The sequence below is a fragment of the Bacillus inaquosorum KCTC 13429 genome, from assembly GCF_000332645.1.
In the GTDB taxonomy this organism is placed as follows: Bacteria; Bacillota; Bacilli; order Bacillales; family Bacillaceae; genus Bacillus; species Bacillus inaquosorum.
Window position 1 is genome coordinate 95,943 of record NZ_AMXN01000008.1, and the last position, 12,844, is coordinate 108,786.

The following is a 12,844-nucleotide window of genomic DNA, read 5'->3' on the forward strand; positions in this document are numbered from 1 at the left end:
CATTCAGCTGACAGAGAGGGGTAATAATTTTGGAAACAGCAGCTAAAGCATCTCAGCAATACAAAGTGATGCCGATTATGATTTCCTTGCTGTTGGCCGGTTTTATCGGCATGTTCAGTGAAACGGCCCTGAACATTGCGTTAACCGATCTTATGAAGGAATTGAACATTACAGCGGCAACCGTTCAATGGTTAACCACAGGCTACCTGCTTGTACTCGGTATCCTCGTTCCTGTATCAGGATTGCTATTGCAGTGGTTCACAACAAGACAGCTTTTTATCGTATCGCTTATCTTTTCTATCATAGGCACGTTGATCGCGGCGCTTGCGCCAAGCTTCTCGTTTTTATTAGCGGCGAGGATCGTTCAGGCACTCGGAACCGGGCTTTTACTGCCGCTGATGTTTAACACGATCTTGGTGATTTTCCCGCCTCATAAACGGGGCGCGGCGATGGGAACGATCGGGCTTGTCATTATGTTCGCGCCCGCCATCGGCCCGACTTTCTCCGGATTGGTTCTGGAGCATCTCAACTGGCACTGGATTTTCTGGATCTCTCTTCCGTTCCTGGTGCTGGCGCTTGTTTTCGGTATTGCATACATGCAAAATGTATCTGACATTACAAAGCCGAAAATTGATGTATTGTCTATCATTCTGTCGACGATTGGTTTCGGCGGCATTGTATTTGGATTCAGCAACGCAGGTGAAGGCTCCGGCGGATGGTCCAGCCCGACTGTGATCGTCTCACTGATTGTCGGCGTTGTCGGTCTTATCCTATTTTCAATCCGCCAGCTGACGATGAAGCAGCCGATGATGAACCTCCGTGCATTCAAATACCCAATGTTTATTTTGGGTGTTATTATGGTGTTCATTTGCATGATGGTCATCCTTTCGTCTATGCTGCTTCTGCCGATGTATCTGCAAGGCGGCTTAGTCCTGACGGCATTTGCTTCTGGTCTTATTCTCTTGCCGGGCGGCATTTTAAACGGATTTATGTCCCCCGTTACAGGCCGTTTGTTCGACAAATACGGACCGAAATGGCTTGTCATTCCCGGATTTGTGATTGTTACTGTTGTCCTTTGGTTCTTCTCAAACATCACGACCACTTCAACGGCTGCGTTGATTATCATCCTGCACACTTGCTTGATGATCGGGATCTCTATGATCATGATGCCTGCGCAGACAAATGGTTTAAACCAGCTGCCGCGCGAGTTTTATCCAGACGGCACCGCTATCATGAACACGCTGCAGCAAATGGCGGGCGCTATCGGAACAGCGGTTGCGGTCAGCATTATGGCTGCAGGCCAGCATGATTATATGAGCACAGTCAAAAACCCTGCCGATCCGGCAGTCATCCCGCAGGCTTTGACAGCGGGCGTGCAGCACGCGTTTGTGTTTGCAATGATTGTTGCGATTATCGGTTTAATTGGCGCTTTCTTCTTAAAGCGGGTTAAAGTCGATCATTAATATGAAAAGCCCCTGACCTTGTGTTCAGGGGCTTTTTTATGTTTACATGTGGAGCGCGATTTCCGCGATTTCATCAATCGCATGACGCAATTCATCCTTCGTGTTATAAAAGTGAGGAGCGAGACGGATGACAGTGTCCCGCGGCGCGCAAATCACTTTTTTCTTCCTCAGCAGCGCCGCCGTTTCTGATGCCCGCTCATCCCGAATCGCAACCATGCCCGGCTGCTCTCCCGCTGATGCTATCGCTAGCTCCAGGCCTTTTTCAGCAGCATATTGAACTGCATCGGCACAGATCGTTTTTACATGTTCCCGGATATGAGAAACCCCGATATGATTCAGCAGTGATAAAGCCGCTGCCGCTGCGTATACGCTGATAAAAGCAGGGGTGCCTGTCTGAAAACGCCGCGCGCCTTTCGCATAAGAGGCGCCATCCCCGTTTTCCCGCCCGAACCAAGCTGATGCTTTTGGCTTCAGTGCATCCGCCAGCTCCTTTCTCACATAAAGAAATGCCATGCCCGGTATGCCGAGCAAATACTTTCGGGCGCCTGCCGCCAGTATATCTACGCCCCACGCCTTCACGTCAATGGGAATGTGCCCCGCTGATTGATAAGCATCCACAAATAACAAAGAACCCTTTCTCTTAGCAATGGCGGCGATGGCCTTTACATCCTGAATGCTGCCGTCACGGTAATGAACGTGCGGAACACATGTCAGCACTGTCTCATCCGTAATATGCGTTTCATATTGTTCGAGCGGCAGCTCACCGTCTATTGAAGGGATCACAGATACGTTATAATCGGATTGTGCCTGCAAAATATGAGACACAGCCGGAAAATCCATCTCTGTATACACAACATGCTTCTTTCTGAAAACAGACAAGGATGATACTGCAGAAACCAGCGCATCAGAAACTGACGGCACAATCGCAATTTCATCCGGTTCAGCCCCTATCAGCTTTGCAAACTCGATTCTGGCACTCTCTGTTTTTTCGATCGCTTCATTCCAGTTCGTCCCCATGTACAGCAGGCTGTCATGATAGTCTTTGATCGCCCTTGATACAGGCTCTGCCAACGCGCTCTGTGAACAGCTGGCAAGCATGGTATGTGTCTGCACGATTGGGAACAGCTGACGATACTCCTGCGGCAAATGCTCCATTGTGATTCACTCCTTTTCATTATTTTGATGAAAAACCCATAAATAAACAATAGAATAAAAGGAAAAAAGGAGATGGGAAGATGAGAAAAAAAGTGCTGATCACAGGCTTCGACCCTTTTGACAAAGAAACCGTCAATCCATCATGGGAAGCGGCGAAACGGCTGAATGGCTTCGAGACGGATGAAGCAATCATCACAGCAGAACAAATTCCGACTGTTTTTAGAACCGCTCTGGACACTCTGCGCCAAGCCATTCAGAAGCATCAGCCGGATATCGTGATTTGTGTCGGCCAAGCCGGAGGGCGAATGCAGGTCACGCCGGAACGGGTGGCGGTCAACCTTGCAGACGCGCGCATCCCTGATAATGAAGGACAGCAGCCGATTGATGAAGAGATTTCTCCTGAAGGGCCCGCCGCTTACTGGACAGGACTTCCCGTTAAACGAATGACTGAAAAAATGAAGGAAAACGGCATTCCAGCCGCGGTTTCCTACACAGCGGGCACATTTGTATGCAACTATTTGTTCTACGGGTTAATGGATCACATTAGCCGTACATTCCCACACCCTCGCGGCGGGTTTATTCATATCCCTTACATTCCTGAGCAAACCATCGACAAAACAGCGCCGAGCCTCAGTCTGGACATGATTGTCCGAGCGTTAAGGATCGCCGCTGTTACGGCCGCACAGTATGATCAGGATTTGAAATCACCAGGCGGTACGCTGCATTAAGCGGCCGCCGTTTCGCTCGTCAGCCTTTTTTTGTAGACAAACGCCGATAGGGTGACACTTACTTCAAACAGGACAAGCAGCGGGATCATCACAAGAAAATCAGAAATAAAATCAGGCGGTGTAATCAATATGGACACGACGATCAGCAGAAAATAGGACAGCTTTCTCGCTTTGGCCAGCCGGTATGGATTTAAGATGCCCAACCTTGTTAAAAACATCACCACCAAAGGCATTTCAAACAGAAAGCCGAACGGCAGGCTCAAATTCACCATAAACCTGAAATAGCGGTCAGCCGTAAACATCGTTTCAAAATGGCCGGAAGACAAATGAGTCAAAAAGCTTAGCACGATCGGAAACAAGACGAAGTATCCAAAGGAGATGCCCGCCAAAAACAATGCAAACAACCCGGGTATGTACATGAGTGTCACCCTGCGCTCTGTTTTCGTAAGCGCCGGTGCAACGAAACGCCACAGCTGGTACGCGGCAACAGGGATGGTAGCCGCAATGGCACAAATGCCGGCAAGCATCATATACACCCAGAGGATTTCACTCGGGCCAAGCACAGCCAGCTTTCCGTCCAAATCTCTGATCAGCCAGTCATAAATGTCCTGCACAAACAAAAAAGCCGTGATGAGAAATAGAAGAAATGCCGCGAGGGTCACAATAATCCGGCGGCGAAGCTCTTCTAAATGCCCGATCAAATGGGTTTCTTTTTTATCCATTCAAAAAAGCCCTCCCTTTCATAAAGAAAGAGGCAGACCCGGTGTCTGCCTCTTCAGCACTCAGCCCGCGTTTTTGTCCTGCTTTACCGCTGTCAGCTCAGCTGATTTTTCTTCTTTTTCATCACCAGACACAAGTGATTTTGTGGCGCTTTTAAATTCCAGCAGTGTCCGTCCGGCGGCACGCCCGATTTCCGGCAGCTTGGAAGGGCCAAAAATAATGAGGGCGATGACAAAGATCAGAATCAAGCCCGGTATACCAATGTTTGAAAACATGTTTTTTCACTCCTTAATTCGTGATTTTTGCCCGTTTCTTAATCATTTGTTTTTCGTGGGCTTTGTTGTGAGCAAAGAAACGATCCTCCTCGACCTCATCGGATTGCTTCACCCCGCCTTGGATCGTTGTGGATGATACCTTTCTCAACCCGGTTTGGTCTTTCTGATAAACGAATGAAGCACGTGTTGAAATGGCTGCGCCCGGCTCTGTCACGAACGGTATCACCCGGTAATCAGCTTTCCACTGGTGAGGCGTCACTGTACAGCGGACATATCCGCGATAATCGTTAAAGAACTTGATATGCGGGTTTTCCTTTAAAATTTGATCAGTATCCGCCCGCTTATCCGCTCCGTTTCCTCCAGATGTGATTGAGGTGCCGACAAATTCAGCTCCGAAAATTTTTGAGCTTGTTTTATTAAAATCGACGTGGAGATTCGATGCCCAGCTTGCGTGTACATCTCCTGTCAGCACGACAACGTTATTTAGATTTTTGCTATTAATGAAATTGACGACCCGTTCGCGCTGAGCCGGGTAGCCGTCCCACGAATCCATGCTGTAGATCGGGCTTGCACTTGTCCCGAAATTCCACTTCGCAAAGAAAATCTGCTGCGCCAGCACATTCCAGTAGGCAGTCGAGCTGCTCAAATTGTTGAAGAGCCACTGCTCCTGTTCTTTTCCTAACAGAGTCCGATTCGGATTGAGCGATTCATCAGAAGGCGGCTTATTGCCGTCGTTATTGGCTTGGTCATCCCTGTACTGGCGGGTATCAAGGACATTGAAGGACGCCAGGTTTCCGTAGTTAAAGTGCCGGTACAGCTGCATATCCGGGCCATTCGGCAGAGAGGAGATGCGGAGCGGCATATGTTCATAGTACGCCTGATACGCAGCCGCACGGCGGAGCACGAATGCTTCAACCGACTGTCCTTTTTCCGGTATTTTATTGGCGTAGTTGTTTTCCACTTCATGGTCATCCCACGTCACAACCCAAGGGAACGCTGCATGAGCAGCTTTTAAATTGGCGTCAGAACGGTATTGGGCATGGCGGTTCCGATAGTCTTGCAGCGTAATGATTTCCGCGCTGCTGTGCGTGCGGACATTGCCTGTTTTTGATACATATTCATTTGGACCGTATTCATATATGTAATCACCGAGATGGAAGACAAGATCAAGTTTTTCCTTCGCCATATGCTTGTAGGCTGTATAATATCCATGCTCATATTGCTGGCAGGAAGCAAACGCAAAGGTCATTTTCTCCACATTGGCGCCAGGGGCAGGAAGCGTTTTTGTTTTTCCGACAGGGCTTAGTTCATGACCGGTTTTGAAACGGTAATAGTACACTTTGTTTGGTTCAAGCCCGTCCGCTTCCACGTGAATGGAGTGGGCGAGACTTGGTTTGGCCATTTCAGTGCCCTTTCTCACGATCTTGCGGAAATGCTCATCCTTTGCGACCTCCCATTTGACTGGGACCGCCTGATTCGGCATTCCCCCGCCGTTCAGCGGATCTGGCGCCAGGCGCGTCCAAAGCACGACACTGTCAGAAAGCGGATCTCCAGACGCGACCCCTAACGTAAACGGATAGCTCGAGAACTTAGGCGCAGCATTTACTTCAAATGCACCAACTGACTGAGCAATGGTTAATCCAAGAGAAAGTCCTGCAATCTTCCCCGCTCCTTGAATAAATTTGCGGCGGTCAAACGTACTGTTTTGAAAGCTTTCCTCTTTTAGTTTCTGTACCCATTCATCAAAACGACTGTCGTATGCCATTCAAGATCCCCTCTCTTCTCATTGATCGCCTCCATTATAGGGAATCATTGTTAAATGGCTGTGAAGAAGTGTGAACCGATTGTAAGCGCTGAACTACAGAAACAGGTCTTCACTCACAAACCTGCCGCTGAAACATGCCGAAAGCTGGCTAAACGGCGCGTTTTCTGCATGTTCTGTCGTTTGCAAGCCGCCCATTCGGACTATTTTTCTTCACATGATCTTAAAAAAACAAAAACACCGAGCCATTTCGCAAAATGACTCAGTGCCGTATCTGTTATTTCGAAAACAATCGGCTGAAAAAGCCCTTCTTTTTCGGCTTTTCAGCAGGAGGTTCTTGATCTCTTATAATTCCTTTTTCCTTCGCTTCTTTCAGCCAAAATGGAAATTCAGTAAGCAGAGCGTCGTAAAGCTCTTCATCAGAAATGGAGTCAATTTCTTCGATATGCAGGAAGTTTGTGTTGTCAACTGCACGCCCTTCTAACGTATCCAATGTATTGAGAAAATCGAAGTTTCCGTTTCCGATGCCGACAAACTGCCAAAACACCGGTTTATCAGAGGAAGCTTCAATGATCGGTTTGATCGACTTTTTACAGCCTCCGTCATTGATAAAAACGATGAAAGCGGGATATGAACTCGGTTCCTCCGCAACATATTTGCGCAGCACGTCTTTCATGACCGGCGGCTCATCATTTCTGCCGAATTTATGCAGACGGTCATTATTCAAAATTTCACGATCAACATAGCCCGAAAAATCTTTTTCAGAGACTGGCTTTAATCGGGAGAATTCATTATCATACTCCCATACATCCAGCAAGCCGTTATCATCAAACTGATCAGCCACTGCCAAAATCCGTTCCACCACGTTTTGAACCGTCCCGTTTTTGTAGAGTGTTCTCATTGAACCCGTAATATCAAGCACCAGTCCGACACGAGCCGTCACCTTCGTTAATTGCTTTTTCTCCAGTACGATCTTTACGCTTTTCTTTTGCAGGTCGATTGTTGCCATTCTGTCATCTCCGTCAGCTCTTTTTTCTCCATTGTATATCTTTTCAAAGAAAAACACCGCTCAATTTGAACGGCGTCCTGTCTCTAAAATGTGTTATATACATTTTCACACGTTTCCGCTGTCGGCTGATAAAAGCAGTGTGACTTAAATCTGGCCACAAACGGCTGGTTATACCACTGGGATGGACAGTTTCCCTCCGGCCTGAAGTACCACAAACTAAATTTTGCAGGCCAGCGTCTTTCACCGTTTATTGACCGGCGTGCCAGGCTCCGCTCGCTTTCCCGTGCTCTTTGATAAAAATATCCATGAGTTACAGCCTCAAACGCGTGCGGCTGAAAAATCATCTGCCTGATGGTCCGGAGGCCTTTAAAATCTGAGCAATTTGCCCGCAACCGATTGATTCCCACGTTGCCGACAAGCAGCATCCCCTGCTTGCCTTCACCTTCCGCTTCTGCTCTGAGCAGCCTTGCCAGCAAATCGACATCCGCACTCGTTGCTTTCACGACCGCCATCACGTCACCTCCCCTTGATCTCCCTTCATCATATTTCATTACTTCAAAAGTGATGACGGAGGGACAAGAGAAGTTTTTAAATTTATTCATTCGGATTTGCGACAAAGCCTAAAAACAACAGGCATTTTGTTTGTTCATCTGTGATGACAAAGAAAAATGGGCGATCCGCCGTCAAGGTAACATCTGGCGTGAGTGCGGACTCAACAATTTCAGCTGACGAGGCAGCCGCAGCCTCGGTTCCTGCTTCATCCACCTTGATAAATGTATGGTGATTCACATCATCGATCGAAACACCGCGGCCTTCAGTAAACATGCTGGAAAAGTCTGCATCAGAAAAGACGGATTTCATCCCCATATCGCGAAGAGCATGTTTTACGTTATACTTTCCTTTCAGCGTAAAACGGGGCAGGCTCAGCTCTACTGTTTTTGGCTGAAATGCGCTGTCCCATGCTTTTATGTTTTGATACGTGAAGAGAGACAAGAAAGAAGCCGGCTTTTTCTTCGGCAGAAATAAAGTGAAAGAAAGATGTTGATCTTCATATGGAAGCTTGACTGCTTGGAACAGTTCACTTTCTAGGTATTCGTGGCGTGCAGTCTGCTTCATCATCAGCAGTTTTTTGGCCGATCCGTCAGGCAGAAAAAAATGCTCCTCAGCGGTCACATGCTGGTCAAACGGCAGCGCCCACTTTTCTTGAAAGTAAACGGCGTTTACCAAAAGAGAAACAGCTTCCGGCGAAAGATGATCCACTATGTCGTCAATATGCCCTTTTGTTTGGTGAGCCGTCCACTGATTGATCGAGTCCTCCGCGGTCTGAATATTGTCATCCATTTTAAAGATACTGCCGGAGAAGAATTGTTTAATCGTTTGTTTAAAGTCTGGCTTGGCTTCAAGCCTTGTCCATACAGCATTGGCCGTCAGCAGATCACCTTCAGGCAATGACTCAAACCTTTTCATGAGTGCCAACGATGACTTATTTATGCTGCTGTCATGAAGGCCTGATAAATATAAAGCAGCTTTGATTTCTTTTAATGTATCTCCCTCCGCTCCATTTGCAGCCATCAGCAGCACTTGCTGCAAGCTGTATGGGGAGATCAGCAGATTGTCAGTGAATCCGTCTTTATCTGACATGTTTTGAAACAACTCGGTTCCGAATATACGCTCCGCTTCAATAAAACCCTCATGAATGTCGTAAGCTTTGTTTTTTGCAGCATCAGATGAAGCAGGTGATTGAGCAGATGATGCCGGTTCTTCAGCAGGTGGTTTGCATCCGCCCCCGAAAAGCATAAACATCAGCAGCACTGTGAACATCTTTCCTTTCATACAAGCGATTCACTTCCTTTACATGGACTGTAAAAACACAATCTAAGGTTTAACTTTCTGCATTTGAGGAATCATACATAACAAATCGAATCACAGAAGGAGGTACTTTGGAATGACACATGTGAAAGCGCTCGCGATTAAAGGTATTATGACGATTATTGTGTTGTATCTAGTGCTTGGTTTGGGCTTTGGTTTCACATTTGGTGATACGCTCTTAATGACGATTGTGTTAGGGGTTGTTTCTTATTTGCTGGGCGATCTTTATGTATTGCCGAGATGGAATAATATGATTGCGACGTTAGCTGATTTCGGTCTGGCCTTTCTCGTCATTTGGCTGATGGGCATGCCGCTTTCTATGGGGATGACTGGCGGTGAAGTTGCATTGGCGGCTTTATTCGGCGCGATCGCCATGGCAATCGGTGAATATTGCTTCCACTTCTATATGATGAGCAAAGAAATTGGCAAGAAGCATTATCTTGAAACAAGAACAGATTCATAGTAGATAGGCCGGTGCTGGCAGCATCGGCCTTTTATGAATATTGGGCGCCTTTGTTTACGCATCCTGCTTGTCTGCGTTCCTGATCGCCATGTAGGAAAAAACCAAACCAAAAGCCGCTAAAGATAATGGGATATAAACAACAGACGAAATGGAGAAACCCGGGCTTGTTGAACTGATGAGCATAACAATCACTACAGACGAAATGATGGTTGCCGGAACCGAGTGTTTACGCATCCCAAAAAAGATGGGAACTAAACTGGTTCCAGCGGCGCCAAAAGCGAAAACCGCCATTTTTATGGCCTGCTGAGAAATGATCTCGGAAGTAAGCTCTCCCGGTATGAAATGGTAGATCGAGTTCAGCCAAAAGAAGCCGGCGGCAATGAGTATGTTCGAAAGTAAAATCGTGATAAACGTCAGTCCGCCCGCAATCATGAGCTTAGCAGTGAGCAGTTTCTTACGGCTGATCGGGTACGTAAACATCACAAGAATGGTTTTGTTTTTATATTCCGAAATCACCAATTTTGCGATCAGCACTGCGCCAAAAACGATAAATACCGCTCTGACAAAAGTGCCGATGATGAGAAACGCTTCCTCCATGCTTTGGAACGAAACCCCGCCCTCGGCTTTTTCTGAATAACTGATCAGCCACAAAAAGCCCATGATGATCAGGTTGGCAATGAGAACACCTCTGACATACCAGCCCACCTTCATTTTTCTTAATTCAATTTTGATCAAATTCATCAACGTGTCTCTCCTCCTTTACGCACTGATGCTATTGCCGTTGATCAAGTTGATAAAATAATCCTCCAGCGACGTATACTTTTTGTTCATTGATTCAATGTCTACATCATTTAAAATCAACGCTTTGGATATGGCAGCCTGAGAGGCTTCAGTCTCGTAAATTCGAATCGTTTTCTCATTTAACATTTTAAAGTTAGTTAAATGCAGCTCTTTCTCCAGCACAAAGCAGGCCTTTGTCTGATTCGGCGTGACAAGCTCGATATATTCAGTGTTCTGGCCTCTGACATCTTCCATTGACACCTCTTCAAGCAGCCTGCCGTCCCGAATGACGCCGATCGTGTCCGCAATTTGTTCGATTTCACTCAGCAAGTGGCTTGAGATCAGCAGCGTCATACCGTACTCTTTGCTCAGCACTTGAAACAATTGCCTGATCTTTTTAATGCCGATAGGATCAAGACCATTCACCGGTTCATCCAAAATAAGCAGATCCGGCTTCGTGAGGATGGCACGCGCAATTCCAAGGCGCTGCTTCATACCGAGCGAAAATGTTTTGACGGGCTTCTTGTCGATTTGTTTTAAATTCACCATATCCAGCACTTCTTGAATGGCTTTTTTATTGTGGTACCCCATGTATTCACAATGCAGATCTAAATTTTCTGCAGCTGACAGGTTTTCATAAAAAATCGGATATTCAATCATGCTGCCGATGTTCCCCAGCACCTCGTATGACGTGTGGGTGAGCTTATTTCCTAGGATGCTGATTTCACCGCTTGTCGGTTTGACAAGGCTCGTCAGCATTTTCATAATGGTTGTTTTCCCCGCGCCGTTTGGGCCGAGAAAGCCATAGATTTCGCCTTTTTTAATATGCATGCTGACATTCGAGACGACTTCTTTGCCCTCATACGTTTTGGTCAGTCCGTTTGTTTGTACGATATAAGTCAACTTTGTTTCTCCTTCCCTCTCTTTTCCTGTTTTCTATTGTAGAGGCGGGCCCTGTCATTTTTATTTCTCAAATCTTAAGAAATTCTTACGTTTGTTAATATGTCATGCGTTTCAATGTGATCGTAAATGCAGTCCGTTCGTACGGCTTGCTTTGAACGGATATAGCGCCTCCCATTTTTTCTGTAAGCCGTTTCGTGATGGTTAAACCGAGACCGCTTCCTTGAAATGCTTTATTTCTTGATTCTTCAAGTGTGTACAGCCTCTCAAACACACGCTGCTGATCGGTTTCACTGATCCCTTTTCCCCGATCCCATACGGTGACGGCAATGTTCGTTTCATCATACGACAGCGTCATGCCGATAAACTTACCGGCCGCGCCATATTGAATCGCATTGGATAATAGGTTTTGCAGGATTCTGTCCAATGCCTCTTCATTCGCCTGCGCATACACCGGCGTATCCGGGATTTCGATGGCTGCTTGAAAGCCTTTTGACTGAACAGCGTCATAATAGTGCAGGATATTTCGTTTGCATATGTCGTTCATATGTATTTTGGTGATCGGGATGTCTTTATCTTCAGATTCTAATTTGGCTAAATCAAAAAAGGAGTTGATCATTTGAATGAGTTCATTTGTTTTCTGGCGGAGCTTCCCCAGCAATCTTTCCCGCTCTTCGTCCGGCATGTCCGGGTCACTTTGAATCGTTTCGATATAGCCAAGAATGACCGTTAACGGCGTTTTAAGATCGTGCGACATGTTGGTCAGCATCCGCTTCATGGAGTGCTCTGTTTTGGCAAACCGGGCGCTGACCTGCTGACGATTCTCAACGAAAAGGTTGATGTTAACAAGCAGATCTTTGAGTGCCTGATCGTCTGTATGAAGCAAAATTTGCCCTGCCGAATCCCGGTTGAGCATGGCGCCAAGCTGTTCTGCCATGTACGCCAGATTTCCGTCCCGCTTCTTTTTCATCATGAATTGAATCACATTCAGACACGCCAGAACGATGACAGCGGCCATCCATAACACTGTCATTCTAAAACTCTCCTAATTTATAACCGATGCCCCATAACGTTTTAATGTATTGTGGAGAAGAGGGGTCATCTTCAATCTTTTCTCTGAGCCGCCGCATATGTACGTTAATGATATTTTGATCGTCAAAGTACTCGTTATTCCAGACGGAACGGTAGATTTGTTCTTTCGTAAACACTTTTTTAGGATTTGCCGCAAATAGGCACAGCAGCTGCCATTCTGTTGACGTCAGCTGAAGCGGCTTCCCATTTTTCATAACTGAGACATTGTCTATATCTATCGTAAGCTGGTGAATCCGGATCACCTTATTCTCAGCCGGTTCCTCCGCCGAATATTGCGTCGCCCGCCTTATCGCGGCTTTTACTCTGGCTGTCAGTTCAATCATCGAAAACGGTTTGGCGATATAATCATCCGCCCCAAATCCCAGTCCCAATGCCTTGTCCACATCTCCGTCTTTTGCCGAAATCATTAAAACCGGAACGTTGCTTTTTTCCCGGATGATTTTCAGAAAATCCATGCCGTTCAGCTTCGGGAGCATGATATCAAGCAGAATCAAATCGTATGAATCCTGCTGAAACAGCCGGATGCCTTCTTCACCGTCGAAAGCATGTACCATCTCAAAGCCTTCTTTTGTTAAATAATGATCCACCATTTCACTGATTGAATGGTCGTCTTCTACTAGCAATATGC

Annotated in this window: 14 protein-coding genes and 2 pseudogenes; 4 read left to right on the plus strand and 12 right to left on the minus strand. The window is 46.6% G+C overall.

The window, feature by feature from the left end:
- The first annotated feature begins 23 nt into the window (after nucleotides 1-23).
- On the plus strand, nucleotides 24-1,463 hold the full coding sequence (gene lmr(B), locus BSI_RS03440; RefSeq protein ID WP_080030898.1) for a lincomycin efflux MFS transporter Lmr(B): 1,440 nt from the start codon (nucleotides 24-26) through the stop codon (nucleotides 1,461-1,463).
- Between the two features lie 42 nt (nucleotides 1,464-1,505).
- Here the strand turns inward: lmr(B) and BSI_RS03435 are convergent, their stop codons facing one another.
- On the minus strand, nucleotides 1,506-2,618 hold the full coding sequence (locus tag BSI_RS03435; protein WP_003241297.1) for an aminotransferase class V-fold PLP-dependent enzyme: 1,113 nt from the start codon (nucleotides 2,616-2,618) through the stop codon (nucleotides 1,506-1,508).
- A gap of 80 nt (nucleotides 2,619-2,698) precedes the next feature.
- On the opposite strand from BSI_RS03435, the gene pcp reads away from it, so the two are divergent.
- Complete coding sequence (gene pcp / locus BSI_RS03430) at nucleotides 2,699-3,346, plus strand: pyroglutamyl-peptidase I (RefSeq protein WP_003241299.1); 648 nt, start codon at nucleotides 2,699-2,701, stop codon at nucleotides 3,344-3,346.
- Here pcp and tatCd read toward each other — a convergent pair.
- The 7 genes and pseudogenes from tatCd to BSI_RS03400 form a co-directional block, all read right to left on the minus strand.
- Complete coding sequence (tatCd, locus tag BSI_RS03425; protein ID WP_003241301.1) at nucleotides 3,343-4,068, minus strand: sec-independent protein translocase protein TatCd; 726 nt, start codon at nucleotides 4,066-4,068, stop codon at nucleotides 3,343-3,345. The two genes, pcp and tatCd, sit on opposite strands and share 4 nt — an antisense overlap.
- Before the next feature lie 60 nt (nucleotides 4,069-4,128).
- Nucleotides 4,129-4,341, minus strand: a complete 213-nt coding sequence (tatAD, locus tag BSI_RS03420) for a sec-independent protein translocase protein TatAD (protein ID WP_003223835.1) — start codon at nucleotides 4,339-4,341, stop codon at nucleotides 4,129-4,131.
- A 13-nt stretch (nucleotides 4,342-4,354) separates the two neighbouring features.
- Nucleotides 4,355-6,106 carry an alkaline phosphatase PhoD gene (gene phoD, locus BSI_RS03415; RefSeq protein ID WP_003241303.1) on the minus strand — a complete coding sequence of 584 codons (1,752 nt, stop codon included), beginning with the start codon at nucleotides 6,104-6,106 and terminating at the stop codon, nucleotides 4,355-4,357.
- Between the two features lie 18 nt (nucleotides 6,107-6,124).
- Nucleotides 6,125-6,301: pseudogene (locus BSI_RS0121570) on the minus strand (hypothetical protein).
- A 79-nt stretch (nucleotides 6,302-6,380) separates the two neighbouring features.
- The gene (locus tag BSI_RS03410) at nucleotides 6,381-7,112 is read right to left on the minus strand and encodes a vWA domain-containing protein (RefSeq protein WP_032732286.1); all 732 of its coding nucleotides are present in this window, start codon (nucleotides 7,110-7,112) and stop codon (nucleotides 6,381-6,383) included.
- A gap of 83 nt (nucleotides 7,113-7,195) precedes the next feature.
- A complete protein-coding gene (gene cwlJ / locus BSI_RS03405; protein ID WP_003241308.1) occupies nucleotides 7,196-7,624 on the minus strand; it encodes a cell wall hydrolase CwlJ in 429 nt (142 codons plus the stop codon).
- A gap of 82 nt (nucleotides 7,625-7,706) precedes the next feature.
- Nucleotides 7,707-8,945 carry a serpin family protein gene (locus BSI_RS03400; protein ID WP_003241310.1) on the minus strand — a complete coding sequence of 413 codons (1,239 nt, stop codon included), beginning with the start codon at nucleotides 8,943-8,945 and terminating at the stop codon, nucleotides 7,707-7,709.
- Between the two features lie 112 nt (nucleotides 8,946-9,057).
- Between BSI_RS03400 and BSI_RS03395 the strand changes: the two genes are divergently transcribed.
- On the plus strand, nucleotides 9,058-9,444 hold the full coding sequence (locus BSI_RS03395; protein ID WP_003241312.1) for a YndM family protein: 387 nt from the start codon (nucleotides 9,058-9,060) through the stop codon (nucleotides 9,442-9,444).
- Nucleotides 9,416-9,478 (plus strand): annotated as a pseudogene (locus BSI_RS23160) (hypothetical protein); the annotation flags it as partial. The gene BSI_RS03395 and the pseudogene BSI_RS23160, both read left to right, overlap by 29 nt.
- A gap of 20 nt (nucleotides 9,479-9,498) precedes the next feature.
- On the opposite strand, the gene BSI_RS03390 reads toward BSI_RS23160, so the two are convergent.
- The 4 genes from BSI_RS03390 to ycbL all read right to left on the minus strand — a co-directional run bounded on the left by BSI_RS03390 (nucleotide 9,499) and on the right by ycbL (nucleotide 12,839).
- The gene (locus tag BSI_RS03390) at nucleotides 9,499-10,185 is read right to left on the minus strand and encodes an ABC transporter permease (RefSeq protein WP_080030904.1); all 687 of its coding nucleotides are present in this window, start codon (nucleotides 10,183-10,185) and stop codon (nucleotides 9,499-9,501) included.
- A gap of 18 nt (nucleotides 10,186-10,203) precedes the next feature.
- The gene (locus BSI_RS03385) at nucleotides 10,204-11,127 is read right to left on the minus strand and encodes an ABC transporter ATP-binding protein (protein ID WP_003241317.1); all 924 of its coding nucleotides are present in this window, start codon (nucleotides 11,125-11,127) and stop codon (nucleotides 10,204-10,206) included.
- A gap of 94 nt (nucleotides 11,128-11,221) precedes the next feature.
- Nucleotides 11,222-12,157 carry a HAMP domain-containing histidine kinase gene (locus BSI_RS03380; protein ID WP_003241319.1) on the minus strand — a complete coding sequence of 312 codons (936 nt, stop codon included), beginning with the start codon at nucleotides 12,155-12,157 and terminating at the stop codon, nucleotides 11,222-11,224.
- A 1-nt stretch (nucleotide 12,158) separates the two neighbouring features.
- Nucleotides 12,159-12,839, minus strand: a complete 681-nt coding sequence (gene ycbL, locus BSI_RS03375) for a two-component system response regulator YcbL (protein WP_080010731.1) — start codon at nucleotides 12,837-12,839, stop codon at nucleotides 12,159-12,161.
- Between the last annotated feature and the right edge of the window lie 5 nt (nucleotides 12,840-12,844).